Source organism: Collinsella aerofaciens, from assembly GCF_018785245.1.
Taxonomy (GTDB): Bacteria; Actinomycetota; Coriobacteriia; order Coriobacteriales; family Coriobacteriaceae; genus Collinsella; species Collinsella aerofaciens_AD.
In genome coordinates this window covers 115,737-140,702 of sequence record NZ_WQPL01000022.1, presented here as the reverse complement: position 1 = coordinate 140,702, position 24,966 = coordinate 115,737, and the positions used below count along the sequence as shown (strand labels likewise).

The window sequence follows — 24,966 nt, the reverse complement described above, 5'->3', positions numbered from 1 at the left end:
TCCTTTCTCGTCAAAGGCCGGGTGGTATTGGTCAGGATGGTTAATCGTCCTTGTCGTCCTTCATGACAACGGTGGTCTCGGTGTGGCTGAAGGTGTCGTGCTTCTCGGTCAGGTCGAGCTCGCCACAGTAGCAATCGGCGTGGGTGGCCTCGTTGGCCGTCTTGAGCTGGCCCACCAGCAGCACGTCTGCGATGACCACGATGATCAGCGGCGCGACGATGTTGATGAGGATGCCCTCGATATCAAAGGTGAGGTAATCCGGATCGAAGGCGTTCTCACCCATGAAGAGGATCTGGGAGAGGACAAATCCGATCACAAAGAACAGCACCGAGGCGATAGCGAGCTTGGGCTTGGAGCAAGGAAGCTCGCCGACCATACGGCCGGTTTGGCCGTTCATGGCAAACAGGTAGCTCTTGCCGTTCCACGAGGTGGAAAGCATCCACACGGGGAACAGGGCATAGTCGCTGTCTTCCCAGGTGTAGTCGAGCTGCTTGCTTTCGACCGTGGCATCGTCATATTCGTCGACGACGGTTTCGCGCAGGGCCGAGATTGTGCTTTCTTCCATACGGCGCTCGGCGCGCGCCTTGCAAGTCTCGCAGTCCTCGTCGTAACGGTTGGCGATGTAGCCGGGCATATATGCGACCGAGAACGGACGCAGTGCGTCGTAGTCAAACGGCTCGATGGCGTCCATGTGGCCGTCGGGCATCTTGGATGATCCGTCGACGGGCACGCGCTTAAACGAGATATTGCCCTTGCGATAGGCATCGTAGTGGTCGGTGGTCGTGACGGTGCGGTCGGATTCCTCGGTCACGGTCTCGTTGGTCGCGTCAAAGTACACTTCGCCGTCAACGCGGGCGCCGTAGAGCCAAAACGGCACGTAGACACCTTGGACCTCGTCGATGTGGTTGCCGGTGACAAAGCTCTTGGGCAGCAAGATCTTGCCCTTGTAGTGTTCCTTGAGTGCGGCCGTGACGTCATCGCGCCCGAGCTTAAACGGAATCACCAGGTCGGGCGAGAAGTCGCCAGAGAGCTGGCCGGGCGCCACGGCGGAGTTGCCGCAGTACGGGCAGGTGGTGACGGCGACGGTGCCGTCGGACACGAGTTCGGCACCGCACGACGAGCAGATGTAGCCGGCGTTTTGGGCGAGCTCCTGCACCGCGTCGTCGGCAGCAGGTTTGGGAGCCGCGGCTACCGCATCGGCTTTGGCATCGGCCTTGTCCTGGCGCTCGCGATAGAGGGCCTCGACTTCTTCGACTTCAAAGCGCGAGTCACAGTAGTCGCAGACGAGCTTTTGCTCGGCGCTGGCAAAATGCAGGGGGCCACCGCAGGCAGGGCACTGATAGTTAACGCTCTCGAAGGCCATGATCGGTCCTTTCCGTGCCGGGTGCTATGCGCCGATGGCGCCGCCGCAGTATTCGCAGCGCCCGCTGGCATCGGGAATGGTGGTGGCTCCGCAGAAGGGGCAGGTCACCGCGGTCTTGGGGGCCTTGGCGGCCACGACGCTGTCGCGCGTCTCCTGGCGCAGCTGCACCAGCGCATCGCGGACCTCGGTTGCCTGGCGCTTGGCCTCGCGGTATTCGATGGAGCCGCGCTGATCGATGGTGGAGTCGTTCACGCGCAGGTTGATCTCGGTAAAGTACGGCGTGTTGACATGGATGGTCAGATTAAAGTCGTAATCTAGGTCGTAGCGCGGCGGGTTGTAGCTCTCGCGCTCGCCGTCCTTGGTCTCGCGATAGATCTCGGTGCGCTGCTCGTCGATATCCATATCGCAGCCGAGTACCTGCGAGAACTCGATGATGTCGGGATTGGCGTCGCGCCAGCGGCTCTGCGAAGTGATGATCAGCAGGCCCGCGTCCTCATCGAGCATAATATTGGTGCGCCCGGCAGAAAGCGTACGCGTGGGGTTGAACGACGCCAGGCGCTCGGCATTGGCCTCGCGGTAGGCGAGTTGCTCACGGATATCGTCCGCGGTGCTGGAGCGATAGCCGCCAAAGAAGGGGGAGAGCTTGCCGGCGCACTCTTTGCACAGGTAGCCCTCATTGATTTTTGTCTTACCTAGAAGTCCCAGCTCGGTACCGCAAATCGCGCACTCTTTCTTCTCAAACATCTTGTCAAAGAAGCCCATGGCTGCCTCCCATCAACTGGTAGCGTGTGTCACTTTTGATGATGGGGGAGTGCGCGATCCTTCGCGATACCCAGACGGCTCAAGGAGTCTCCACAACTGGGACACATGGCCCATTTTTTGATTGGACGCCGGGGACACTCTTCGGCCACTCATTGGGGACGTACTTAAATGAGTGGTAGTTGGAGACACTCCTGGCCGAGCTAGAGATCGCGCGCGTCCCTTCTGGTCCATGCGGCTCAAAATCGCGGCGTGATGTGGACGGCTGGGGTCGAATTGGCAACATTTCGAGCCTGGCTTCGATATTGAGACTGGTTCTTTATTAAAATAGATTTCCAGACAATTGAGCGGCTGGGGGGTTAACCATGAGGGGCATGGGAGACACAACCGCATATTTGCGTCGGGGCATTCGGGAGATTATATGCCTGGCGCTGTTCTTCTTCACGTTTTTGGCGTGCGAGTATCTCTTTGATGTGCGCATGGCCGAGTTCGTGCCATCGAGTGAGGTCGTCATCTACGAGAGCATCGTTGTCGGCGCGAGCGTGATTGGCTTTTTCGTGCGCCCATTTCTGTACTATCGCCTTCCCCAGACGATCGATGCGACGAGCGATATTACAGGCATGCTGTTGGTATCGGCGTTGCTGCTGATGATTACGGCAGTGCGGTTTGAGGTAGTAATTGCCGGCGGCCTGGTGGCGTGCTGCGCCCTGGGCTATTGCGGATCGACCGCCCATGCCAATCTTGCGCGGCGTTTTGCGCAGACGCCCTGCCTGGCGCGCGCCGCCGCACTTTCCTATGCCATGGGCGTTCTGGTACAGGTGATCAACCACATGGTGATGCCTGTCGGCATTCCTCAGCAGGCTGTTCTGGTCGTCTGTGCGATCGCGCAGGTGGCGTTGCTCCACGGTGCCCGACGCGCCAAGCTGCGCGACGAGTCCGATCCCAGCTTTGAACCCAGTGTTGCCGGGCTTTCGGTAGATGCTTTGGAATATGGCGCCAAGTGGCAAGACGATCCCGAGGCAAAGGCGGCATTCCGTCGTGCCGTAGTTCGCCTGACCGTGGCGACGGCGTATCTTTCCGGCGTATTCGCCGCTCTCAACGCGGGCTTCACGACCTTGCATGCTGTCGGAGCCGTCGATTTGGGCGATTGGCCGCGCCTGCTGCTTGTCGTGAGCTCGTTGGCCGCTGGCGCACTATTTGACCTGCACGGCCGTTCGTATATGAATATCGGCATGACATGCGCCGCCATACTGTCCACGCTTTCGTTCTTTGTGCTCATCGTCGATGGCAATGGCGGCAACGAGCTTGCTGCCACGATCATCTTTTATCTGGGCTCGGGCTTTTTCGTGGTGTTCTTTACCACAAAATATGCCGCCGTCTCGCTCTATGCGCGCTGGTCATATTTTTGGCCGTGCATGGGTCGCGTCGTCAACAACGTGTGCTCGATGTTCGTGACGGCGCCGGCAGTGGCGATTATCTCGAGTCAAAATGTGCTGGCTGCGGTCGGTGCAGCGCTCGTGATGTTTGTGGGCATTGCGATTACGCTGCTGGGGCAGTTGGGGCAACGAGCCGATGATGCCGTGATGCAGGATGGCCTGCCGCTTGCCACCGACGATCTTGGTGGGGATCTTGCGCCCACATGCCCCGACCCCGAGCCCGTGGAGGCGGCGGAGCTCACGTCCGATGAACGCCTCGATGCTTTCGTCGCCACCTTTGGGCTTACAGAGCGCGAGCACGATATTCTTGAGGTCTTGGTCGTTTCGGACCAGAGCGTTCAGGACATCGCCACAACGCTTTTCCTTTCGCGCTCCACGCTCTATCGTCACATTTCCTCGATCAACAAAAAGACCGGCACCGCCTCGCGCGTGGCCCTCATCAACTTCTTCTGGTCCTGGACACCCAAGGACTAGCTAATCTCCCAATAAGTTGCGGTGGAATAGTCCCTAAATTAAAGTCACGGGGCTTTAAACAGGAACTATTTCACCGCAACTGCTGGGGGGATAGACTGCGGCGGCGGCAGAGGCAACGGCAGCGGCGTTGGCAGCTGTGGTAGTGGCAACGGCAGCTGGCAGGGTGTTTTCCGTCTACTTGCTACAGCAGCTCGCCGTGGCGGGCAATGTAGCGGCGCTTTGCCAGCTGGGTGAGCGCGATATAGGCGGTAACGATGCCAATGAGCAGCCCAAAAAAGCTCGTGGGCAGCGGCATGAGGCCGAGCGCATCGGCGATGGGGCTTGCCGACAGCCAGGTGACGAGCGCCAGGCCCAGCACGGTAAGAACGCACAATGCGGGCGCGGCGTGGTCGCGCGGGCTCGGCAGATGCGGGGAGCGCAACATGTGGACCACGAGTGTCTGCGACCACATGGACTCGACAAACCAGCCGCTCTGGAAGAGCGCAGCAAAGGTCGCCATACCCGCGACGTCGCCCGCGGCGGCAAGCTCGGACCAGCTTGCGTCCACGGCGGCGGGGCACACGACAAAGAAGAGCGCGGCGAAGGTCACGATGTCAAACAGCGAGCTCACGGGGCCCAGCTCGAGCATAAAGCCCTTGATGGACGCAGCGTCCCAGGCACGCGGACGGGCGGTCCAGGCGTCATCGACGGTGTCCCACGGCAGTGCGATACACACGATCTCGTAGACGAGCGACAGCAGTACCAGCTGCAGGGCGCTCATGGGCAAAAACGGCAAGAACAGGCTCGCGACGGTCACGGACAGCACATTGCCAAAGTTGGAGCTCACCGTGGTCTTGAGGTACTTGAGCAGGTTGCCGTAAGTGCGGCGGCCTTCGATGATGCCGCGCTCGAGCACGCCCAGGTCCTTCTGAAGCAAGATGATATCGGCGGATTCCTTGGCAATATCGACGGCCGAATCGACCGAGATGCCGCAATCGCTCGCACGCATGGCGGCGGCGTCGTTGATGCCGTCGCCCATAAAGCCCACGGTGTGGCCGAGCATCTCGCGCATGACACGTACCAGGCGCGCCTTCTGCAGCGGCGAGAGCTTGGCGAAGAGGTGGGTTTTCTCGGCGCGCTCGGCAAGTTCGGCGTCATCGAGCGTATCGATCTCGGAGCCGAGCAAGACGTTGCTCGCATCGATACCAATCTGCTCGCAGACGGTGGCGGCGACGCGGTCGTTGTCGCCGGTTAGGACCTTGACCGCCACGCCCTTGGCCTCGAGGGTGGCGACGGCGCCCGCGGCACTTGCTTTGGGCGGATCGAGGAAGGCCAAAAAGCCCATCAGCACCATGTCGCACTCGTCGGCGATGCCAAACTCGCCCACGCAGCGCGGATTGGTCTTCTGCGCCACGGCAATTACGCGTAGGCCCTCGGCGTTAAGTCCGGCGATCTGCTTGCGAATCTGGGCGAGCTTCTCGTCGGTGAGCGGCTGAGCGATGCCATCGATCTCGACAAAGGAGCAGATCTCGAGCATTTCCTCGGCAGCGCCCTTGGTAACCATCTGGGTTTTGCCTTGGGCGTCGGCGACAACTACGCTCAGGCGACGGCGCGAGAAATCGAAGGGAACCTCGTCGACCTTGGTATAGCAGTCGCGCAGACTCTGGCCCAGCATAGAATCGGGCACGACGGTCGAGGGCGTCACATCGGCACGGTCGATTACGGCCAGGTCGATAAGATTTTTGAGGCCGGTTTGGAAGAAGCTATTCAAAAATGCATGGCGCAGCACGCGTGCGTCTTCGTTGCCGTCGGTGCTGAGATAGCGCTCGAGCACGATGCGGTCTTCGGTGAGGGTGCCGGTCTTGTCGCAGCACAGGACGTCCATCGCGCCGAGGTTTTGAATCGCCGGCAGCTCCTTGACGATTACTTGGCGGCGGGCGAGGTCCTTGGCGCCCTGCGACAGGCTCGTGGTCACGATGACGGGAAGCATCTGCGGCGTGATGCCCACGGCCACGCTCGTGGCGAACAGCAGCGCGTCGATGGCGTTGCCCTTGGTGGCGGCGTTGATGGCAAAGACGGCCGGCGCCATAACGAGCATGAGGCGTACGAGCAACATGGAGACGCTCGAGACGCCGCGGTCAAACGCGCTCTTCTCGCCGCGCCCGTTGAGCATCTTGGCGATGCCACCCAGGTAAGTATCCGAACCGGTGGCAACGACAAGCGCAATGGCGGTGCCGTTTTGCACGGAGGTGCCGGTAAAGACGATGTTCTTGCAGGCAGAGAGTGGCAGCGCGGAGCCGTCGGCACTCTCGACGACGGTGATGGCGGTGGTCTTCTCGACGGCCTCGCTCTCGCCAGTGAGTGCGGACTCGATCACAAACAGGTCGCGCGCGGTGATGACGCGGGCATCGGCCGGCACCATATCTCCGGCAGAGAGGCGGATCACATCACCGGGGACGAGCTCGTCGAAGGGGATCTCGACGCGCTCGCCGTCGCGCAGGGCGGTGCAAGTGTTGGAGACCAGGTCCTTGAGGGCCTCGGCCGCATTGCCGCTGCGGGCTTCTTGGATAAACTTCATACCGCCCGATACCAGCAACATGATGCCGATGACGATGACCGTGGAGGGGTCGCGCTGCGGCTCGGGCACGGCGAGCACGTCGATGTAGAGCGAGACCAGCGCGAGCGCGGCGAGGATGCCGGCGAAGGGGTCGACAAAGGCGTCGGCGATACGGCGGGCGAGCGTTTTGGTCGGTGCCTCGATGGTGTTGGGGCCGGAGGCGTCCAGACGCTCGGTTGCCTGCTTGGCGGTGAGGCCGTTTGCCGTGGCATCGAGCAGAACGAGGGCGTCATCGGCGCTATGGGTGGCGGCGAATATGGTGTTCTTGGACAGGCCGGTGTGAGCGGCAGGGCGCGCCGTGCGGCGGCGCTTGGAGATAGCTTCGAGTACCGTGGCGGTTTTGAGCATCAGCATAGGGTCCTCCTTGTCGAAGGGAGTTAGCGTACGTGTCGTATTGAATTGCAAAAAACCTAGATGTCGCTCACGTCATGCTCGCGAACCACCACAAAGGGGGCAGGCATCTTTGTGGTGGTTTTGACGATCTGTTGTTGGTGGTTATGCGGATGCGGAGTCCTCGCGGCGTGCCAAGGGCGACATGCAGGTTTTTCGACTAGGACTGCCTTCCATGGCACACCTCCTAAAGGCTGAGCGCAGCGCGCTTTGGGTATCTCGTACCCCTTTTTAAGCCGCCCGTATTCTTGATGAGGGGGTTTGACATGTCAACCCCATTGTTCGGAAAACCATTCCCTCTGACAAAGCCCTTGCAGAATGCCGTGGCCCCAAAGCGCACCCGCATCTACGCTTCGCCTGCGCTAAACTGGAAGGCACGTACGCGATTACGAGAGGAGCCCGCATGGAGGCTTACAAGCAAGAGTTCATCAAGTTTATGGTCGAGTCCGACGTCCTTAAGTTCGGCAGCTTTACGCTCAAGAGCGGCCGTCAGTCCCCGTTCTTTATGAACGCCGGTGCTTACGTGACGGGCTACCAGCTCAAGAAGCTGGGCGAGTATTACGCCCAGGCCATCCACGATAACTTTGGCGACGACTTTGACGTGCTGTTTGGGCCGGCCTACAAGGGCATTCCCCTGGCCGTCGTGACCGCGATTGCCTACCACGAGCTGTACGGCAAGGAGGTCAAGTACTGCTGCGACCGCAAGGAGGCCAAGGACCACGGTGCCGATAAGGGCAACCTGCTGGGTTATGAGCCCAAGGACGGCGACCGTGTGGTCATGGTCGAGGACGTTACCACCAGCGGCAAGTCCATCGACGAGACCTATCCCAAGGTTAAGGCTGCTGCTGATGTTGAGATCAAGGGCCTGATCGTGTCCCTCAACCGCATGGAGGTCGGCAAGGGTGGCGTGACCACCGCGCAGAAGGAGATCGAGGCCAAGTACGGTTTCCCCGTCGCGAGCATCGTTTCCATGGCCGAGGTCGTCGAGACTCTCTACAACCACGAGATCGACGGCAAGGTCGTCATCGACGACGAGCTCAAGGCCGCCATCGACGCCTACTACGAGCAGTACGGAGCTCGGGAGTAGTTACGGCGTTTTACCAAACGCCGTAACCGGCCGACGCTGCAAGCCCGCCAGAGCGGCAATCTGCCTTTCAACTTCGGCGGCATGACCAGAAGGTCAATGCCTCGCCTTTTTCATGCCAACTTGTTCGCCCTGGACGTCGCTCGCTGTCCGTCCTCTACTTGCGGCGTTGTCTTACTCCGGATGGGTAGTCATTGGGGACGTTCTTAAACGACTAGTCGTTGGGGACGTTCTTGTTTGACTAGTCATTTAAGAACGTCCCCAATGACTACTTGCTCTCGTTAGATAGACGTCCGAGAACCACGCTCGTCGCTACTTAAGCCCCGGGAGGCGGGTGTAGGGGAATGAGCGCTCTAGGAATTCGGAGCAGCGGGCGTAATCTTTGGCGAAGTAGCTGCTGTAGAGCGAATCGAGCACGTATTGCACGGCGATGTGGCTCGCGAACTGTGTGATGCGATGCGTCATGCTCTCGTGGTCACTCACCGTAAGGTAGGCGGCAAAGCCGGGGTGAATGCGAGCGCAATAAGGCGTGCCGATGACGATGACTGGGACATGCCGACTGCTGAGGATCGGCAAGATGTCCTTGAGGTTGGGGGCAAGGCCGCTGTAGGAGATGACGATTGCCACATGGCCGGGGTCCGAGGCGAGCGCCGTTCGCACCTGGGCCTCGGCACCGTCGTGGCACGTCGCGCTTTTACCGGCGGAGAGCAGGCGGTCGCGGAACATTCCCGCTGGATAGAGGTTGTGCGAGCCCGTGTAGATGTCCACGGTGCCGGCGCGCATGATAAGCTTGGCGGCGTGGTCGAGCTGCGCGGGGTCGAGCAGCTCCTGCGTCTCGGCCAGCGTGGTCTGGTAGAGTCCCTCCATGCGCTCCATAACCTGCGCAGGGGTGGACGTGGCGTCGAAGGGAAAGTTGATGTCCACGTCGCGTCGGTTGCCCGATTCGGTTGCCAGGCGGATGAGCTCGACCTTGAGATCTTTGAAGCCCTCGAGGCCGAGCTTTTTGCAAAAACGGTGGACGCTCGCAACAGAAACGTTGGTGCGCGCGGCAAATTCCTTGATGGAGAGCCCACGGGCGTCTTCGCCCATGGCAAGGGCCGAGATGCCGAGCTGTTGCTCGGTAGGGGTAAGGCCCTGTGCCTCGGAAATCTTGCGTTTGATATCCATACGAACTCCCACACTCAACAAACCTGCCAAAAAAGACAGGTTTATTTTGGCACGTTTCGGTCGGTATCAGGAAGTATCAGGGACGGGGCGGCGGCGGTCCGTGGGCGCGAAAAGAAGTGTCGGGTTTGGCACCCCTGCCCCTGCCTGCCGCGCGCGTGGGCGATACTCGGCTCATCGACCCGCGATGTAAAGGAGATGCTCATGGCAAACATCAAGTTCCCCGAGGGCTTCTATTGGGGTGGCGCCACCGCCGCCAACCAGTTTGAGGGCGCTTGGAACGTGGACGGCCGCGGTCCTTCCGTCGACGACCACTTCCTGGGCGGCAGCTACAAGGAGCCGCGTCAGATCACGATCGATATCGACCCCGATCGTTTCTACCCCAACCATGACGGCATCGATTTCTACCATCACTATGAGGAGGACATCGCGCTGTTCGCCGAGATGGGCTTCAACATGTTCCGCATGTCCATCTCTTGGAGCCGCATCTTCCCCAACGGCGATGACGCCGAGCCCAACGAGGCCGGCCTCGCCTTCTACGACCGCGTCTTCGACTGCTTGCGCGCCCACAACATCGAGCCGCTCGTGACCCTCTCGCACTACGAGATGCCCTATCACCTGGTCGAGAAATACAACGGCTGGGCGAGCCGCGAGCTCATCGGCTTCTTTGAGAAGTATTGCCAAACCGTCTTCGACCGTTACCAGGACAAGGTCAAGTTCTGGCTCACCTTCAACGAGATCAACTGTGGCACTCAGGACATGGGCAACCTCTTCGAGACCAGCATGATTCAGGGCTTCGAGGGCCCGGCTTCGGCGGTTCACACCACGCCGCAGGCCCGTATGCAGGCGCTGCATCACCAGTTTGTCGCCAGCGGTCGCGTCGTGCGCTATGCCCACGAGCATTACCCGCAGTTCAAGATGGGCAACATGGACTGCTTTATCCTTTCCTATGCCGCCACGTGCGATCCGGCCGACGTGTTCGCCACGCAGCAGGAGATGAACGCCATGAACTGGTACTGCTCCGACGTGCAGGTGCGCGGAAAGTACCCGTTCTATGCCAAGCGCTTCTGGGCCGAGAACGATGTTGAGCTTGTGATGGAGGACGGCGACCTGCAGGATATCGCCGACGGCAAGGTCGACTTCTATTCCTTTAGCTATTACATGTCCGGCACCGTGGGCACCCACAAGGACCACGAGATGACCGAGGGCAACATGACCTTTGGCGGCAAGAATCCCTATCTGGAGTCCACCGACTGGGGCTGGCAGATCGACCCGCTGGGCCTGCGCATCGCCCTCAACGAGATTTATGCTCGCTACGAGATTCCGCTGATGGTGGTCGAGAACGGCATGGGCGCTTACGACGAGGTCGAGGAGGACGGTTCCATCCATGACCCGTATCGCATCGCCTACTTGCGCAGCCACATCAAGGCCATGGGCGAGGCCATTGCCGACGGCGTCGACCTGATCGCCTACACCTGGTGGGGCCCCATCGACCTGGTGTCCGCCGGCACCGGCGAGATGCGCAAGCGCTACGGCTTCATCCATGTCGATAAGTACGACGACGGCACCGGTACCTACGAGCGCCGCCGCAAGGACAGCTTCTTCGCGTACCAGAAGATCATCAAGTCCAACGGCACCGAGGGCTTGGAGTAATTGAGTTCCGGCGATTGAGTTTCGGCGTTCTGCCGAATGTCGGACCGGCAGCCGATTACATGACCACCGACGTCGATGACGACGGCATCTGGAATGCTTTTGTTCGTCTGGGGCTTATCGAGGATTAATCGACAATATGAGTGCCACTGGGGAAATGGTTTTGGGAAGGGCTTGGAAGGGCTTGCGATTCGAGCCCTCACCTTAGCAATTTGATCATTTGGCACTATAATCACCATAGGCATGCGCATAACGTTGCGCTTAATCAAGAGGAGAAAACGTATGGGTCTGTTTGACATGTTTAAGAAGAAGGCTGAGCCTGCCGCTGCTGCAGCTCCCGCCTCCATCTCTGCTTCTGCCGGCGCCGACGTGCTGTGCTCGCCCGTCAAGGGCAAGGTCATCAAGATGGCCGACGTGCCCGATCCCGTCTTTGGCGGCGAGGTCCTGGGCAAGGGCTGCGCCGTGTGGCCCGAGGACGATCTGGTCTACGCTCCCTGCGACGGCAAGGTGACCGTCACCATGGGTCACGCCGTGGGCCTGCAGTCCGATAGCGGCATCGAGGTCCTGGTGCACGTTGGTGTCGATACCGTCAACATGAACGGTGACGGCTTCGAGGGCTTCGTCAAGGCCGACGACGTCGTGAAGGCCGGCCAGCCCTTGCTCAAGATCGACCGCGCCAAGATCGCTGCTGCCGGCTACAAGGACTGCGTCGTCGTGGCTGTGTCCAACACCGCCGAGTTCGCCGACGTCGAGCTTACCGTCGAGGCCGAGTCTGCCGTCGCTGCTGGTGACGCCATCGTTAAGGTCGTCCGCAAGTAGACTGCGACATCCAGAAGATGCACAAGGGTGGTCGGGTTATCCGGCCACCCTTTTTTAATAGGCTGAGCAGGCGCATTTTATTGCAGGGGGCTTGCTTTATGGGCCATTCACTCGTCAAATTGAGCCGCCCGCGCTTTTGCGACGTAGGGGTTTGGGCGGAGCCGCTAATATGGACTTACTGTCACGACGTGCGCTGTGTGGGGAACGCAGCGCCGCTTGTTTGGAGGAATGTCATGAAAAAGAAGCTGCTGCTTGCGCCCCTGATGGCTGCCCTGGTCGCGTGCGTGGTTTTGCTTTCCGGCTGCGGAGGGCCTTCGGTGGAGGAGCTCATCACCAACGACCTTACGAGCCAGTTTGACGAGATTAAGAACGGCGGCGATGACTTCCTCTCCGGCCTGGAAGAGGCTTCGGGCGACGAGTTTGAGCAGCTGGGCATCGATCCCAAGGAGTATGCCAAGAGCTATCTCGAGGGCTTTGATTACAAGATCGGTGATGTGACGGTCGATGAGGACAAGGGTACCGCGACCGCCGAGGTTACCATCACCTGCAAGTCCATGAACAAGATCGTCGAAGATTTCGCCACCCAGTATCAGGAGAAGATCGCCGCACTCGATACGATGCCTTCCGAGGACGACCTGTACAAGATGGCCGGTCAGGTGATGGTCGACGTGACCAAGGCCGCTAAGACCAAGGACACCAAGGTCACCTTTAAGTATTCCGCCAACAAGGATAACGAGTGGTCTGCCGATGATTCTGCAACCACCGAGATGATGAATGCGATGATGAGCTAGTTCGTTGCGGCGTTTTACCAAACGCCGCAACTGCTCGACGCTGCGCGGGCACCAGAGCGACAACTTGTCATTCAAAGAGGGCGGCATGACCAGAAGGTCTATGCCGTCCTCTTTTCATGCCAATTTGTTCGCTCTGGTGCCCGCTCGCTGTCCGTCCTCTACCTGCGTCGTTGCCATGGTGCGGCAGTCGGGGACATTTCTTTGTTGCGGGGGCAGCTAAAAGAGTCCCGTCCCACATTAGCTACCCGTGGAAGGGATGAGCGGTTACTCGCCCAGAATCAGCGCCGCGAGCTCTGCCTGGCTGTCCACCACGTAGTCGGCGCCGGCTGCCTCCAGCTCTGCGCGGCCGCGGAAGCCCCAGCTGACGCCCGCGCTCTTAAGGCCGGCGTTGTGGCCGGTTAGGATATCGACATTGGAATCGCCCACATAGAGCGTGGTTGCCGGATCGGCGCCCAGCTCCTCCATCACATGCAGCGTGACGGGTGCTTCGGGCTTGGGCGGAAACGCATCGACACGGCCCTGTACCAGCGCAAAGCGCTCGGAACCAAAATACTTCTCGATAAGAGGAGCCGCCGAGACGTGGTCCTTGTTAGTGAGCACGGCAAGCTGCACACCCGCGGCGCGCAAACGGTCGAGCATCTCGATCGTGCCGGCATAGGGGGCGGTGTGGTCCTCCTTGTGCTCGCCGTAATAAGCCCTAAACTCGGCAAGCGTCTGCTCAAACATACGGCCGTCGCCCGCATACTCGGCAGGCATAAAGCGCTCAACCAGCTTGAGCATACCGTTTCCCACCTTGTAGCGGTACTCGTCGACGGCAAACGTGGGCCAGCCGTGCATCTCGCAGGTATGGTTGCCGGCGGCCGCCAGGTCCTCGAGCGTGTTGAGGATGGTGCCGTCCAGATCAAAGATCACATGGGAAAAAGCTGCTGCCATGAAAGCTCCCGTCATTGGCTTTAAAAACGCACCTCATAATACTGGGCTTCCGCGTTGGGCGAGCTTGGAATCTGAACATCTCCAGGGATATCAAGTCGCATCGCGCCGGCCGCAAGCTTTTGCCGTTAGCAAATCCTCGGCAGCTGCTCTCCCACGAGCATGTCGAGGATACGAGTCGAGCCCCAGCCGGTGCGCACGCGCACGGCGGGACGGGCGCCTGACTCAAGCGGCAGCACGCGACCGATGATGGCGGCATTCTCGCCGTAGCGGGCGGCGCGCATGGCGCTCAGCGCGGCATCGGCTTGCTCGGCCGGCACGACGGCGACCATCTTGCCCTCGTTTGCCACCTGCAGCACATCGTAGCCGAGCATTTCGCAGGCGGCCTGCACGTCGGGACGCACGGGCACGGCATCCTCGTCGACCTCTATGGCAACACCGCTGGCCTGGGCAAACTCGTTGAGTGTGGACGCCAGGCCACCGCGCGTGGGGTCGCGAAAGCAACGCGTGCCGGGCGCTGCGGCCAAAACGTCGGCAATCAGGTGGTTGAGCGGCGCGGCGTCGCTTTCGATCGTGCTCGAAAACGCCAAGCCCTCGCGTTGGCTCATGATGGCGATGCCGTGGTCGCCCAGCGTACCCGATACCAGAATGACGTCGCCGGGCTGGCAGTTGGCGCCGCTGAGTGCCACGCCCGCGGGCACCTCGCCCACGCCGGCGGTATTGATATAGACGCCGTCGGCCCCGCCGCGCTCGACCACCTTGGTGTCGCCCGTGATTATGGACACGCCCGCCTCGTGCGCCGTTTTGGCCATCGTCTGCACAATCTGGTGGAGCTTATCCATGGGATAGCCCTCTTCGAGGATAAAGCCGCACGACAGGTAGCGCACGTTGGCGCCCGAGGTCGCGACGTCGTTGACGGTTCCGCACACGGCGAGGCGGCCGATGTTGCCACCGGGGAAGAACTGCGGCGAGACTACAAAGCTGTCGGTCGACATGGCGATGCGCCCGCTCGCGGGCAGCGCGGCGACGCCGGCGTCGTTGCCCTCGAGCAGCTCGGGCGACCCAAACGCATCCAAAAAGACCTCATCGATGATGCGCTTCATCATCTGACCGCCAGAGCCGTGGCCCAACAGGACGGTGCTATCGGTGATGCTATGGGACATATCCAAAACTCCAATCGTGGGTGGTGCCGGTGTGCGGGTGCGTCCGGGCTAGTTACGGTAGCGGTAGTACGCCGCACAGCTGCCCTCGGAGCTCACCATGCACGGGCCGACGGGGTGTTCGGGCGTGCAGGTGCGGCCAAAGAGCGGACAGCTGCTCGGCGTAATGGCCCCGCGCAGCACGTCGCCGCAGCGGCACCCACGCGGCTCGACCGTCTCCTCGACGGGCACGTCAAAGCGGGTACGGGCATCAAAGCGCGAGAACTCGGGGCGGATGGAAAGGCCCGAGTTGGCAATCGGCCCCAGCCCGCGCCACGTGGTGTCGCACGGCTCAAACACCTGCTCGACCAGCTGGCGCGCCACGGGATTGCCGTCGGCATTGACGCCGCGACGGTAGGCGTTGTCGATTGCGGGCCTGTCCTCGACAACCATCTGGACCAGCATGCAGATGCCTTGCAGGATATCGACCGGTTCAAATCCCGTGACCACACCCGGGGTATCGAACTCATCGACCAAAAAGCTAAAGGGCGCCAAGCCCGTGATGGTGGCGACGTGGCCCGGCAGGATGAAGCCGTCGATGGCGGTCTCGGGGTCGTTGGCGATGGCGCGCAACGCCGGCGGCGTGGTCTTGTGGGCGCAATAGACCGAGAAGTTCAAAAGCCCGCGCGCCTCGGCCTCCAAGATAGCGGCGGCGATGGTGGGCGTTGTGGTCTCAAAGCCCACGCCCATAAAAATGACCGGACGATCGGGGTTTTGCTCGGCAATGTCGAGCGCGTCGAGCGGGGAGTAGACGATGCGGATGTCGCGCCCTGCCGCCTTTTGCGCAGCGAGCGAGGTGGACGATCCGGGCACGCGCATCATGTCGCCAAAGGTGGTGATGATGGCGCCGTCTATGTTGGCGAGCGCGATTGCGTGGTCGATGTCGCGGTTGGCGGTAACGCAGACGGGGCAGCCCGGTCCGCTCAGCAGCTTGAGCCCGGCCGGCATAATGGAGCGAAAGCCATAGCGGCCGATGCTCACGGTGTGCGTGCCGCAGACTTCCATAAGGTTGATGGTGCGATCGCCGACGAGTTCATGGATGCGTTCGATGAGCTCGCGGGCCAGCTTGGAATCGCGAAATGCCGAAAAGTCGATACCGGAGCGAGCCGGCTGTCCGGCCGCCACTAGTATGCCTCGGCCGGGTTGCTGGCCAGCTGGTCTTCTTCGACTAACTCGGTCATGGTATTAACGAGCTCGAGCGTTTCTTGCGCTTCCTGCTCGTCGACAATCTGGATGCCAAAGCCGGCGTGTACGAGAATATAGTCGCCAACCTGCGCCGTCGGCACGAGTCGCAGCGACACGGGGCGCTCGATGCCCATCATGTCGACGGTGGCCTTGAGGTCGTCGTCGCGTTTGACTACTTTGCCGGGAACGGCAAGGCACATATTGTTCCCCTTTTATACGCTTTGCGCTGGATGGGCGCTTAATAATCCATCAGTTGATGGTAGCGCTCACGGGGTTTGCGGGCAAACGCGTTACGCCTGTGAGACGGCTGGGCACAGCGGCGTGCGAGGGCGAGCTACTGCGATGCGATCTGCGCAAGACGAGCGCTTGCGACCGCCGCCTGACCGTAGGCGATGCAGCCATCGTTGACGGGCACGGTATGGGGGACAAGGACAGTAAGGCCTGCGTTTTTGAGCTCGCGGGTGAGGAGCTGAAGCAGGAGTCGGTTCATGAACACGCCGCCCGAGAGCGCGACGGTGTCGATGCCCTTGCGCACGCAGATATCGCTGGCGATGCGCGCCGAGGAGCGCGCGACGGCGACATGGAAGTCGAGTGCGAGCCTGTCGGCGGGCGCTCCGGCTTCAATTCCCTCCAAAAGCGCCTCAAAGAGTGCTTTCTGGTCCAGAACATCGGGGCCGTCCAGCCACGATGGGTCAGATGCGAAATGGCCGGCGTTGTCGTCGGGAAAACGGGCGATTTCGCTGTCCAGCGCACGCCAGGCGGCGGCTTCGAGCTCGATGGCGGGTTCGCCCTCGTAGGTTGCCTGACCGCAAATGCCCAAAATCGCGGCTGCGGCATCAAACAGGCGACCCATGCTGCTGGTGCGCGGACTGTTGATGCCGCGCTCGACCATCGTTGCCGTTATGCTGCGCGTTTGCTCGTCAAGGCTGTTCAAGAGCCCCACGGCTCCCGGGTGCTCGAGTAGGTCGAGCTCACTTAGCAGGGTAAAGGCGTTGCGGCGGGCATCGTGTACGGATGCCGCGCCACCGGGAAGTGCCCAGGTGCGCAGATGCGCGACGCGCTCAAAATCGGAGAGACGGGAGATAAGAAACTCACCGCCCCATATGGTGCCATCGGTGCCGGCGCCCGTGCCGTCGAAGGCGATGCCGAGGACGCGTGCATCGGGCGCAAGCCGGCCTGCGGCAATCGCCTCTGCCATTACGCTCGCGATGTGCGCATGATGGTGCTGGACTTCGATAAGCGGCAGATTGTGCTCCCGTGCCTGTTCGCGCGCCCATTGGCTCGACAGATAGCTGGGATGCATGTCGCATGCCAAGGCGGCGGGCGCCAGGTCAAAGAGGTTTTCCAGACGCGAGCGTGCGGCGCTCCAAGCATCGAAAGTCGCGCCGTTTTCGACATCGCCGATATGCTGCGACACAAAACAGGCCGCATGGCCGTCGGCGTCCTCGCGCGTGAGTGCCACCGTGGCTTTTTGCTGAGGACCGCAGGCGAGCACGCAGGGTGTGGTGCCGTCGAGCGCCGGCAACGACAGCGGCTGCGTCGCATATCCGCGTGCGCGACGCACGGGCATGACGTCGCCGTCGACCACGCGTACCACGGAGTCGTCGTAGCGCGACAGAATCGCGCGGTCGTTACCGAGCAGCGCATCGGCGATGCCGGCGGCAACAAGGTGCTCCCATGCAAGGGCATCGTCGGTCTCGATGGGCTCTTCGCTCAGGTTTCCGCTGGTCATGACGAGTGCGCTCATGCCGCGCGCCGCGGCCGCGGCGAGCAATAAATGTTGAAGCGGGGTGTAGGGGAGCATGACGCCGAGCTCGGGCAAGTCGTGCGCGACGGATGGCGCGAGCTCAGGGTCGTCGGGGGAGCCGTGGGTGTCGCTGCCGGTTGCGCGGCGACGCAACAGCACAATGGGACGAACGCTGCCGGCCAGCAGGTCGCGCTCAACGCCATCGATATGACACAGGCGCTCGGCGTCGGCAAGGTCGCGCACCATAACGGCAAGCGGCTTGTTGCTGCGACGCTTGCGACGACGCAACTCGCGCACTGCTTGTTCGTTGCTGGCATCGCAGGCAAGGTGGAATCCGCCCAGACCCTTGATGGCGACGATGCCGCCGCCTGCCAGCAGCTCGACGCAGCGTTCGATGATGGCATCGCTGGCCTCGCGCGTGGAGCCGACGGCTGGTGTTGCGTCAACGCCCGCTGGCGCAACACCGCGATTGGCCTCACGCCACATAATATGCGGTCCGCAATCAAAGCAGGCATCGGGCTGCGCGTGAAACCGCCGATCGAGCGGGTCGGCATACTCTGCGGCGCAGGTGGGGCACATGGGAAAGCGATCCATCGAGGTTGCCGCTCGGTCATAGGGCAGCGAGCGAATGATGGTAAAGCGCGGCCCGCAGTTGGTGCAGTTGATAAAGGGGTAGTGATAGCGTCGGTCGGCGGGGTCGAACAGTTCGCGCAGACAGTCGTCACAGGTGGCGATATCGGGGGAGATGAGCGTCGTGTGGGCAGTTTGATCCTGCGACGCCACAATGCGAAAGCCCTGCTCATCGTCGGTATCCCAAGCGTCGGGCTCCAGGTCTGCGACAGCGACATGCTCAACGCGGGCCGCGGCAGGCGCGTGCTCCGACAGCGCGGCGACAAAGCCGTCGAGCGCCTCGACCGAAGCATGCGCCTCGATGTGCACGCCATCGCCCGCGTTGAGCACCCAGCCGCAAATGCCATGCGCCATGGCCTCGCGATACACAAATGGCCGCATGCCAACGCCCTGCACAATGCCCGTTACATGGATATGCACATGCCGCATGCGATCCTCCTTCATTGAAATGTGTGCTGTTACAGCCCCAGGCTCTGCTCGGTGGCGGCACAGGTGAGCTCGCCGTGTTTAACCCCGCGCAGTCCCAGCAGACGGTCTGCCAGCTCGTAGACGCGTTTGCCGCGACCCTTGAGCGCCAGAATCTCCAGGCAGTTGTGGTGGTCCAGATGCACGTGCATGGTCGAGACAATCTCGTCGGTGTAGTCGTGCTGCACCTCGTCCAGACGGCGCGTCAGGTCGCCGGTGTGATGGTCGTAAATCATGGTGAGCGACCCGATGACCTGCTCGTTGGGCGTTCGCATCTGCTCCTTGGCGATCGAGGCGCGAATCAGATCGCGTACGGCCTCGGAACGGTTGGCCACGTCACCGCGGCGCGCGATCTGCTCGTCAAAGCGGCGCAGCAGGTCGTCGGGCGCGGTGACCGAAAAGCGGACCAGTTCGGAGGTGGAGCCGCTGCAACGGCAGTCCGCGTCGCCAGTCGGCCCGTGCGAATGCTCGTGTCCGTGATCGCAGGTGTGCTCGTGCTCGGTCACGCTACACCAGCTTTACGGAGCCAACGGAGTTATGGTCGGCCTCGATGGCCTCCTCGTAGCCCTCGAGTGCGTCGTGCGCCTCGTGGAGCGCCGCCATGGCGGCCTCGAGTTTGGCACCAATGCGCTCCATATCAAAGTTCTCGGTCGCATGCAGCAGCTGATGGCTCCACTCGTGGGCGAGCTCGATCGTGTCGTCGACCTGCTTGACGCTCATGGCAAGCTGGCTCATGTTCATTCCGACGTCATGCATGGGAAATCTCCTTTTATACGGGTCTAATCAGTGGTTCAGATTCTACTACGCCCGCTTTGCGCATCGCCGCATAAGAAAACGGGTGCGAGTCTGTCTGACCCGCACCCGTTCACTGGGGGCTGTTTGTGACTACCATACTATCCGTGGTCGCGGGCGCAGCGCCCGGCTCTCCGGTGAGCGGCGCAAAACCGCTCATGGACGGCAGCACATGACCGGCGTATTACAGGTGCTTCTCAAGCAGCGCCTGCAGCCTGGCCTTGGGTAGCGCGCCAACGGAGCGGTCAATTTCCTCGCCGTTCTTAAATACAACCAGCGTGGGGATGCTCATGACGCCAAACTTCATGGCCAGGTCCTGATTGTCGTCGACGTTGCATTTGGCGACGGCAAGTTTGCCGGCCAGCTCGTCGGCCACTTCGTCAACGATGGGCGAGAGCGAACGACAGGGACCGCACCACGGTGCCCAAAAATCAACCAGCACGGGAAGGCTGCCGTTAACGACGGAATCGAAGTTCTCGGGGGTAATCTGCTTAATGTCAGCCATGGTGACCTCCATAGTGCGACGCGGCTCGGCCGCGTAAAACTCAGTACGACCGTGCTTATACCCAACGGCCCGCAATGCAACCACTCGCGGGCGGCTCTTTTATATAATGGTGGGCACGCAAACGATTGGAGAGCGCATGTCCACGTCACAAAGCCAGAAAAAAGAAGCTATCGCCCAGGCGACCGAGCAGGAGCTCGCATCGCTCGCGGGTCGCGGCGTGCGTATCGCGGGCAACGCGTGCTCGCCGATTGTGCTGGTAAAAGGTGATTTAGACGATGCCGAGCGTGCGGGCGGCGAGCTGGCTGCCGGTCCGGACGGTGCCGCGCTGCGCAAGGCGCTCGGTGCCATCGGCTACGCGCCCGAGGATTTCTGCGTGCTGGCAAGCGTTGCCGGCGCGGGCGACGGAGCGGTTGCGATAGGCGAGGGCCTGCCGTGCGAGCTGTTCCGCGAGGCGCTCGAGGCCTTGGACCCCGAGGCGGTCCTGCTGTTGGACGATCGCGCGGCCGATACCATGCGCGAGACCTATGCCGACATGCTCGTGGCAATCGACGACTTTGATACCGCTATGCTCAAGCCCGGCTTGGTCGCCCATGTGCAGGGTCGTCGCGTGCTCGCGCTCGACGGTTTTGAGGCGGCGCTCACTGACAAAGCTGCCAAGCAGCGCATGTGGGCATACATCAAGCAGCTGACCCCGGCAGCCGCGCCGCTGTAGCGGACTGGCGCCGGCAAGGCGGCCCTGACGGGTCGAGCGCGGCGCCGGCTTGTCGCGCCCTTACATCACGGCGCGCAGCTCAAACCGGTTGCCGTTGATGCGGAACTGGCAGTTGCCGTTCATGCGCTCGACGGCAAGCTTAATGCTCTTGGTTCCAAAGCCGTGTCCGGTGTGCCCGGCTACGGGCATGCCGTCGACCATGCGCGGCGGGCGCCTAAAGATGCCTCCTGCGCTATCGAGAGCTCGACCATCCTCAGCTTGCCAGTTCGAAAATGGACCTGCCGCATGATTGAATCTTTATTTCAACTTTACACCTAGGTTTACAGCTGTCTTGTCAGCTGTAAACCTAGGTGTCATACTAAAGCCCCAAGATTCGCCAAAAGAGAGGGGCCTTGATGGCACAGAGCGCGAACATGGATGCGTCGGAGCTTGCGCGCGATATCGCGGCCGGCCTAGCATCGGCAACGACGGCAACGGAGCGCGCGGCACTGGTGCCCGCAGAGCTCGTCGAGGCCATTCAGCAACTAAAAACCCAACGTGACGCGGTGATCCTGGCACACTACTATGTGGCGCCCGAGGTCCAAGCCGTTGCCGATTACGTCGGCGATAGCTTCTACCTGGCAAAGCTTGCCAAGAGCCTGCCGCAGCAGACGATCGTGCTGTGCGGCGTGGAGTTTATGGGCGAGAGCGCCAAGCTGCTCAACCCCACCAAAACCGTGCTGCTGCCCGAGCCGGGTGCGGATTGCCCCATGGCTCATATGGTCAAGCACGAGACGGTCGACGCGGCGCGCGCCGAGTATGGCGACGACCTTGCCGTGGTCTGCTACGTCAACTCGACGGTTGAGATCAAGAGCTGGAGTGACGTGTGCGTCACCAGCTCCAACGCCGTCAAGATCGTGTCCGAGCTGCCACAGCAGCATGTCCTGTTCATTCCCGACCAAAACCTCGGTCGCTTCGTAGCCGAGCAGGTGCCGCAAAAGCACGTCATCCTCAACAACGGCTACTGCCCGCGCCATCACATCATCACCGTCGAGCAGATCGTCGACGCGACGGAGGCCCACCCCGACGCGCTCGTGCTGGCGCACCCCGAGTGCAAGGCCGACGTCCTGGCCGAGGCCGACTACATCGGCTCCACCGCCGGTATTATCAAGTTCGCCGAGGAGTCGGACGCGAGCGAGTTCATCATCGTGACGGTCCGCGGCGTGCTCTACGAGCTCGAGCGCCGCTGCCAGGGCACCGGCAAGAAGTTCTACTTCCCGGCGGTGCAGCCCACCTGCGTCAACATGGATCTCATCACGCTCGAAAAGCTCGTGCACTGCCTGGAGACGGGCGAGGGCGAGGTGCAGATCGGCGTGTCGGACGAGGCTGCCGACCAGGCCAAACTTACGCTCGACCGCATGCTCGAGTACGCGGCGCGCTAAGCCAATGTGACATGAGGGACAGTTCCTTATGTCACATTACAAGGGAGAGGATTCCTGTGGAAACCAAACAATACCCCGATATGGAGTGTGACGTCGTCATTGCCGGTTGCGGCGTGGCGGGTCTGTACGCGGCTCTCAATCTGCCGACGAGCACGCGCGTGGTCATGCTCTCCAAGGGTGCTGTCGACGAGTGCGATTCGATGCTCGCTCAGGGCGGCATTTGTGTGCTGCCCGAAGGCTCTGACTACGATGCCTTCTTTGAGGACACCATGCACGCCGGCCACTACGAGAACCGCCGCGAGAGCGTCGACATCATGATCCGCTCGAGCCGCTCGGTCATCAACGACCTGCTAGCGATGGGCGTGGATTTTGAGCGCAAGGCCGACGGCAGCCTCGACTTTACCCGCGAGGGCGCACACAGCCGCCCGCGCATTGCCTTCCATGCCGACATTACGGGCAAGGAGATCACAACCAAGCTGCTTCAGGCCGTCCGCAAGCTGGATAACGTGCAGATTTTGGAGCACGTGGCCATGACCGACATCCTGACGGCTGAGCGCGATGGGGCCACGGTGTGCACCGGCGTCGTTGCCGTTCCCGTGGATGAGGACAACTCGGTTCGTCCCGCCGACGAGCTGGCAAACGCCGCCGAGGGCGTGCATGCCAGCGAGCCGTTTAAGATTCATGCCCGCCACACACTGTGGGCGACGGGCGGTATCGGAGGCGTATACGACCATTCGACCAACTACCCGCAGCTCACGGGCGATGCCTGCTACATTGCTCAGGAGCATGGCATTAAGATGGAGCACCTGGACTACGTGCAGATTCACCCCACGGGACTGTTCTCGCCGCAGCCGGGCCGCACCTTCCTGATCAGCGAGAGCTGCCGCGGCGAGGGGGCGATTTTGCTTAACGCCGCCGGCGAGCGCTTTACCGATGAGCTCCAGCCGCGCGATGTGGTCGCAGCCGCCATTCGCGAGCAGATGAAGCAGGACGGCACCGAGCACGAGTGGCTGAGCTTTGCCCCCGTCGAGCGCGATGTGGTGACCGGGCACTTTGCCAACATCCGCGCGCGCTGCCTGGAGGACGGCCGCGACATCTTGGACGAGCCCATCCCCGTTACGCCCACGCAGCACTACTTTATGGGCGGCGTGTGGGTCGACAAGGACGGTCGCACCTCGATGCCCGAGCTCTACGCCGCGGGCGAGACGGCTTGCAACGGTGTTCACGGCAAGAACCGCCTAGCTTCCAACAGCTTGCTCGAGTCCCTAGTCTGGGGTCGTCGCGCCGCGTGGTACATGCGCACCGGCGAGTCGCTGGCCGTGGAGCAGGCGGGCGATCCCGCGCTCGATGGCCGTCATCGCGCCCTGAGCGCCGACGCCCTGGCAATCGATGATTTGGCCCGTGCCGCCGGCACACAGGCCGTGGAGGAGTAGACCATGAATCCCATTACCATGAAGCTCGTCGTCGATGATCTGATTTTGCAGGCTCTGCGCGAGGACATTACCTTTGAGGACGTGAGCACGGCGAGCGTGTGTCCCACGGCGCGTCCCGCCACGGTGGAGCTTATCGCCAAGGCCGATGGCATCATCGCGGGTCTGGATGTGTTCGCTCGCACCTTTGAGCTGCTGGATTCGCAGAGTTCGGTGCTGTTTGATGTTGCCGACGGTGACGAGGTTCACGCCGGCGACCACGTGGGGCAGGTGCGTGGCGATGCGCGCGTGCTGCTTTCGGGCGAGCGCGTGGCGCTCAACTACCTGCAGCGCATGAGCGGCATCGCTACCTATACGCACCAGATGGCCGCGGCGCTCGAGGGCACCAAGACCGTGCTTGTCGACACACGCAAGACCACGCCGGGCATGCGCGTCTTCGAGAAGGCCGCGGTCGAGATCGGCGGCGGCAGCAACCACCGCTATAACCTGTCGACGGCTGTCATGCTCAAGGACAACCACATCGATGCCGCCGGTGGCGTGACGCGTGCGATCGAGATGGCGCGCGCCCATGCATCGTTTACCACGACGGTCGAGATCGAGTGCGAGAACCTGGACATGGTGCGCGAGGCTGTGGAGGCCGGCGCCGACATCATCATGTTCGACAACATGACCCACGACGATATGGCTGCCGCGATTGAGCTTATCGCCGGCCGTGCCAAGACCGAGTGCTCGGGCAACGTGGATGCCAACAATATCCGCGCGCTCGCCGACCTGGGCGTTGACTTTATTAGCTCGGGGGCGTTGACGCACTCTGCGCCGATTCTCGACCTCTCGCTCAAGCACCTGCGTCTGTTGGACGGTAAATAATGGACGCCCGCGAGCGTCGTCGTGCCATCATGGGCGTGCTCGAGGAAGCCAAGGAGCCCGTTTCGGGCAGCGCACTTGCCCGCGAGGTGGGTGTGAGCCGCCAGATTGTCGTGCAAGACATCGCTCTGCTGCGCGCCGACGGGCACGATATCGTGGCGACCAATCGCGGCTACGTGCTGCAGGAGGCCTCCAGCAGCCCCGCTGTGCCCACGCGCTTGGTCAAGGTTCGCCACGGCGTGGAGCAGGCAGGCGATGAGCTCACGAGTATCGTCGACGCCGGAGGCGCCGTGCTCAACGTGATTGTCAATCACCGCGTGTACGGTAAGATCACGGCCGACCTGGACATCCGCAATCGTCGCGATGTTGAGCGCTACCTGCACGATATCGAGAGCGGCAAGAGTTTCCCGCTGCTGACGGTGACGAGCGGCTACCACTTCCATCGCATCGCGGCGGAGGATGAGCAAACCCTCGACGAGATCGAGGCCATGCTCAAGGAAAAGGGCTATCTGGCAGATCTGATGCCCTACGAAGATGACCTGTCCTAGTAACGACGAATG

General features: G+C 61.7%; 23 protein-coding genes. 10 read left to right on the top strand and 13 right to left on the bottom strand.

Annotation, left to right across the window (positions count from 1 at the left end; translation table 11 throughout):
• Positions 1 to 40: 40 nt before the first annotated feature.
• Entirely contained in the window at positions 41 to 1,363 is a 1,323-nt protein-coding gene (locus tag GPK39_RS05890) for a hypothetical protein (protein ID WP_215674347.1), read from the bottom strand.
• A 24-nt stretch (positions 1,364 to 1,387) separates the two neighbouring features.
• The gene (locus tag GPK39_RS05885; RefSeq protein WP_215674345.1) at positions 1,388 to 2,125 is read right to left on the bottom strand and encodes a DUF4428 domain-containing protein; all 738 of its coding nucleotides are present in this window, start codon (positions 2,123 to 2,125) and stop codon (positions 1,388 to 1,390) included.
• Positions 2,126 to 2,487: 362 nt separating this feature from the next.
• Here GPK39_RS05885 and GPK39_RS05880 point away from each other — a divergent pair, with 362 nt between their 5' ends.
• The gene (locus tag GPK39_RS05880; RefSeq protein WP_215674343.1) at positions 2,488 to 4,032 is read left to right on the top strand and encodes a helix-turn-helix transcriptional regulator; all 1,545 of its coding nucleotides are present in this window, start codon (positions 2,488 to 2,490) and stop codon (positions 4,030 to 4,032) included.
• 181 nt (positions 4,033 to 4,213) lie between these two features.
• On the opposite strand, the gene mgtA is transcribed toward GPK39_RS05880, so the two are convergent.
• Positions 4,214 to 6,982: a magnesium-translocating P-type ATPase gene (gene mgtA, locus GPK39_RS05875; RefSeq protein ID WP_215674341.1), complete on the bottom strand. Its 2,769-nt coding sequence runs from the start codon at positions 6,980 to 6,982 to the stop codon at positions 4,214 to 4,216.
• Positions 6,983 to 7,421: 439 nt separating this feature from the next.
• Here mgtA and pyrE point away from each other — a divergent pair, with 439 nt between their 5' ends.
• Positions 7,422 to 8,105: an orotate phosphoribosyltransferase gene (pyrE, locus tag GPK39_RS05870; RefSeq protein WP_215674339.1), complete on the top strand. Its 684-nt coding sequence runs from the start codon at positions 7,422 to 7,424 to the stop codon at positions 8,103 to 8,105.
• Between the two features lie 309 nt (positions 8,106 to 8,414).
• Here pyrE and GPK39_RS05865 read toward each other — a convergent pair whose 3' ends face one another.
• Positions 8,415 to 9,269, bottom strand: a complete 855-nt coding sequence (locus GPK39_RS05865) for a MurR/RpiR family transcriptional regulator (RefSeq protein ID WP_215674337.1) — start codon at positions 9,267 to 9,269, stop codon at positions 8,415 to 8,417.
• Between the two features lie 201 nt (positions 9,270 to 9,470).
• On the opposite strand from GPK39_RS05865, the gene GPK39_RS05860 reads away from it, so the two are divergent.
• The 3 genes from GPK39_RS05860 to GPK39_RS05850 all read left to right on the top strand — a co-directional run bounded on the left by GPK39_RS05860 (position 9,471) and on the right by GPK39_RS05850 (position 12,526).
• Complete coding sequence (locus GPK39_RS05860; RefSeq protein WP_195569080.1) at positions 9,471 to 10,919, top strand: glycoside hydrolase family 1 protein; 1,449 nt, start codon at positions 9,471 to 9,473, stop codon at positions 10,917 to 10,919.
• 279 nt (positions 10,920 to 11,198) lie between these two features.
• The gene (locus tag GPK39_RS05855; RefSeq protein ID WP_138340575.1) at positions 11,199 to 11,735 is read left to right on the top strand and encodes a PTS sugar transporter subunit IIA; all 537 of its coding nucleotides are present in this window, start codon (positions 11,199 to 11,201) and stop codon (positions 11,733 to 11,735) included.
• Between the two features lie 233 nt (positions 11,736 to 11,968).
• Positions 11,969 to 12,526 carry a hypothetical protein gene (locus GPK39_RS05850; protein ID WP_215674335.1) on the top strand — a complete coding sequence of 186 codons (558 nt, stop codon included), beginning with the start codon at positions 11,969 to 11,971 and terminating at the stop codon, positions 12,524 to 12,526.
• Positions 12,527 to 12,790: 264 nt separating this feature from the next.
• Here GPK39_RS05850 and GPK39_RS05845 read toward each other — a convergent pair whose 3' ends face one another.
• The 8 genes from GPK39_RS05845 to trxA all read right to left on the bottom strand — a co-directional run bounded on the left by GPK39_RS05845 (position 12,791) and on the right by trxA (position 19,979).
• Positions 12,791 to 13,459, bottom strand: a complete 669-nt coding sequence (locus GPK39_RS05845; protein ID WP_252204709.1) for an HAD family hydrolase — start codon at positions 13,457 to 13,459, stop codon at positions 12,791 to 12,793.
• A gap of 125 nt (positions 13,460 to 13,584) precedes the next feature.
• The gene (hypE, locus tag GPK39_RS05840; RefSeq protein ID WP_215674331.1) at positions 13,585 to 14,619 is read right to left on the bottom strand and encodes a hydrogenase expression/formation protein HypE; all 1,035 of its coding nucleotides are present in this window, start codon (positions 14,617 to 14,619) and stop codon (positions 13,585 to 13,587) included.
• 48 nt (positions 14,620 to 14,667) lie between these two features.
• Positions 14,668 to 15,780: a hydrogenase formation protein HypD gene (hypD, locus tag GPK39_RS05835; RefSeq protein ID WP_338404398.1), complete on the bottom strand. Its 1,113-nt coding sequence runs from the start codon at positions 15,778 to 15,780 to the stop codon at positions 14,668 to 14,670.
• Positions 15,780 to 16,040 (bottom strand): HypC/HybG/HupF family hydrogenase formation chaperone, encoded by a 261-nt coding sequence (locus GPK39_RS05830; RefSeq protein WP_215674329.1) that lies wholly within the window; start codon positions 16,038 to 16,040, stop codon positions 15,780 to 15,782. The genes hypD and GPK39_RS05830 overlap by 1 nt, the downstream gene beginning before the upstream one ends.
• 134 nt (positions 16,041 to 16,174) lie before the next feature.
• Entirely contained in the window at positions 16,175 to 18,646 is a 2,472-nt protein-coding gene (gene hypF, locus GPK39_RS05825; protein WP_215674327.1) for a carbamoyltransferase HypF, read from the bottom strand.
• A 29-nt stretch (positions 18,647 to 18,675) separates the two neighbouring features.
• On the bottom strand, positions 18,676 to 19,188 hold the full coding sequence (gene nikR, locus GPK39_RS05820) for a nickel-responsive transcriptional regulator NikR (protein WP_215674325.1): 513 nt from the start codon (positions 19,186 to 19,188) through the stop codon (positions 18,676 to 18,678).
• A gap of 1 nt (position 19,189) precedes the next feature.
• Positions 19,190 to 19,438 carry a hypothetical protein gene (locus GPK39_RS05815; RefSeq protein WP_006235225.1) on the bottom strand — a complete coding sequence of 83 codons (249 nt, stop codon included), beginning with the start codon at positions 19,436 to 19,438 and terminating at the stop codon, positions 19,190 to 19,192.
• Positions 19,439 to 19,658: 220 nt separating this feature from the next.
• Positions 19,659 to 19,979, bottom strand: a complete 321-nt coding sequence (gene trxA / locus GPK39_RS05810; protein ID WP_117640725.1) for a thioredoxin — start codon at positions 19,977 to 19,979, stop codon at positions 19,659 to 19,661.
• A 136-nt stretch (positions 19,980 to 20,115) separates the two neighbouring features.
• Here trxA and GPK39_RS05805 point away from each other — a divergent pair, with 136 nt between their 5' ends.
• Positions 20,116 to 20,691: a hypothetical protein gene (locus GPK39_RS05805; protein ID WP_215674323.1), complete on the top strand. Its 576-nt coding sequence runs from the start codon at positions 20,116 to 20,118 to the stop codon at positions 20,689 to 20,691.
• Between the two features lie 60 nt (positions 20,692 to 20,751).
• Here GPK39_RS05805 and GPK39_RS05800 read toward each other — a convergent pair whose 3' ends face one another.
• Positions 20,752 to 20,892, bottom strand: a complete 141-nt coding sequence (locus GPK39_RS05800; RefSeq protein ID WP_215674321.1) for an ATP-binding protein — start codon at positions 20,890 to 20,892, stop codon at positions 20,752 to 20,754.
• 194 nt (positions 20,893 to 21,086) lie between these two features.
• On the opposite strand from GPK39_RS05800, the gene nadA reads away from it, so the two are divergent.
• The 4 genes from nadA to GPK39_RS05780 are packed head-to-tail and all read left to right on the top strand — an operon-like array spanning position 21,087 to position 24,954.
• Positions 21,087 to 22,112 (top strand): quinolinate synthase NadA, encoded by a 1,026-nt coding sequence (gene nadA, locus GPK39_RS05795; protein WP_215674319.1) that lies wholly within the window; start codon positions 21,087 to 21,089, stop codon positions 22,110 to 22,112.
• Positions 22,113 to 22,168: 56 nt separating this feature from the next.
• Positions 22,169 to 23,545, top strand: a complete 1,377-nt coding sequence (locus GPK39_RS05790; RefSeq protein ID WP_338404397.1) for an L-aspartate oxidase — start codon at positions 22,169 to 22,171, stop codon at positions 23,543 to 23,545.
• Between the two features lie 3 nt (positions 23,546 to 23,548).
• Entirely contained in the window at positions 23,549 to 24,409 is an 861-nt protein-coding gene (nadC, locus tag GPK39_RS05785; RefSeq protein WP_215674317.1) for a carboxylating nicotinate-nucleotide diphosphorylase, read from the top strand.
• Positions 24,409 to 24,954, top strand: a complete 546-nt coding sequence (locus tag GPK39_RS05780; RefSeq protein WP_215674315.1) for a transcription repressor NadR — start codon at positions 24,409 to 24,411, stop codon at positions 24,952 to 24,954. The genes nadC and GPK39_RS05780 overlap by 1 nt, the downstream gene beginning before the upstream one ends.
• Positions 24,955 to 24,966: the final 12 nt, after the last annotated feature.

What these genes read in the sequence shown, in the direction of transcription:
- GPK39_RS05890 (WP_215674347.1), bottom strand. Translation starts at nt 1,363, where the DNA reads ATGGCCTTCGAGAGCGTTAACTATCAGTGCCCTGCCTGCGGTGGCCCC.
- GPK39_RS05885 (WP_215674345.1), bottom strand. Translation starts at nt 2,125, where the DNA reads ATGGGCTTCTTTGACAAGATGTTTGAGAAGAAAGAGTGCGCGATTTGC.
- GPK39_RS05880 (WP_215674343.1), top strand. Translation starts at nt 2,488, where the DNA reads ATGAGGGGCATGGGAGACACAACCGCATATTTGCGTCGGGGCATTCGG.
- mgtA (WP_215674341.1), bottom strand. Translation starts at nt 6,982, where the DNA reads ATGCTGATGCTCAAAACCGCCACGGTACTCGAAGCTATCTCCAAGCGC.
- pyrE (WP_215674339.1), top strand. Translation starts at nt 7,422, where the DNA reads ATGGAGGCTTACAAGCAAGAGTTCATCAAGTTTATGGTCGAGTCCGAC.
- GPK39_RS05865 (WP_215674337.1), bottom strand. Translation starts at nt 9,269, where the DNA reads ATGGATATCAAACGCAAGATTTCCGAGGCACAGGGCCTTACCCCTACC.
- GPK39_RS05860 (WP_195569080.1), top strand. Translation starts at nt 9,471, where the DNA reads ATGGCAAACATCAAGTTCCCCGAGGGCTTCTATTGGGGTGGCGCCACC.
- GPK39_RS05855 (WP_138340575.1), top strand. Translation starts at nt 11,199, where the DNA reads ATGGGTCTGTTTGACATGTTTAAGAAGAAGGCTGAGCCTGCCGCTGCT.
- GPK39_RS05850 (WP_215674335.1), top strand. Translation starts at nt 11,969, where the DNA reads ATGAAAAAGAAGCTGCTGCTTGCGCCCCTGATGGCTGCCCTGGTCGCG.
- GPK39_RS05845 (WP_252204709.1), bottom strand. Translation starts at nt 13,459, where the DNA reads ATGGCAGCAGCTTTTTCCCATGTGATCTTTGATCTGGACGGCACCATC.
- hypE (WP_215674331.1), bottom strand. Translation starts at nt 14,619, where the DNA reads ATGTCCCATAGCATCACCGATAGCACCGTCCTGTTGGGCCACGGCTCT.
- GPK39_RS05830 (WP_215674329.1), bottom strand. Translation starts at nt 16,040, where the DNA reads ATGTGCCTTGCCGTTCCCGGCAAAGTAGTCAAACGCGACGACGACCTC.
- hypF (WP_215674327.1), bottom strand. Translation starts at nt 18,646, where the DNA reads ATGCGGCATGTGCATATCCATGTAACGGGCATTGTGCAGGGCGTTGGC.
- GPK39_RS05815 (WP_006235225.1), bottom strand. Translation starts at nt 19,438, where the DNA reads ATGCATGACGTCGGAATGAACATGAGCCAGCTTGCCATGAGCGTCAAG.
- trxA (WP_117640725.1), bottom strand. Translation starts at nt 19,979, where the DNA reads ATGGCTGACATTAAGCAGATTACCCCCGAGAACTTCGATTCCGTCGTT.
- GPK39_RS05805 (WP_215674323.1), top strand. Translation starts at nt 20,116, where the DNA reads ATGTCCACGTCACAAAGCCAGAAAAAAGAAGCTATCGCCCAGGCGACC.
- GPK39_RS05800 (WP_215674321.1), bottom strand. Translation starts at nt 20,892, where the DNA reads ATGGTCGACGGCATGCCCGTAGCCGGGCACACCGGACACGGCTTTGGA.
- nadA (WP_215674319.1), top strand. Translation starts at nt 21,087, where the DNA reads ATGGCACAGAGCGCGAACATGGATGCGTCGGAGCTTGCGCGCGATATC.
- nadC (WP_215674317.1), top strand. Translation starts at nt 23,549, where the DNA reads ATGAATCCCATTACCATGAAGCTCGTCGTCGATGATCTGATTTTGCAG.
- GPK39_RS05780 (WP_215674315.1), top strand. Translation starts at nt 24,409, where the DNA reads ATGGACGCCCGCGAGCGTCGTCGTGCCATCATGGGCGTGCTCGAGGAA.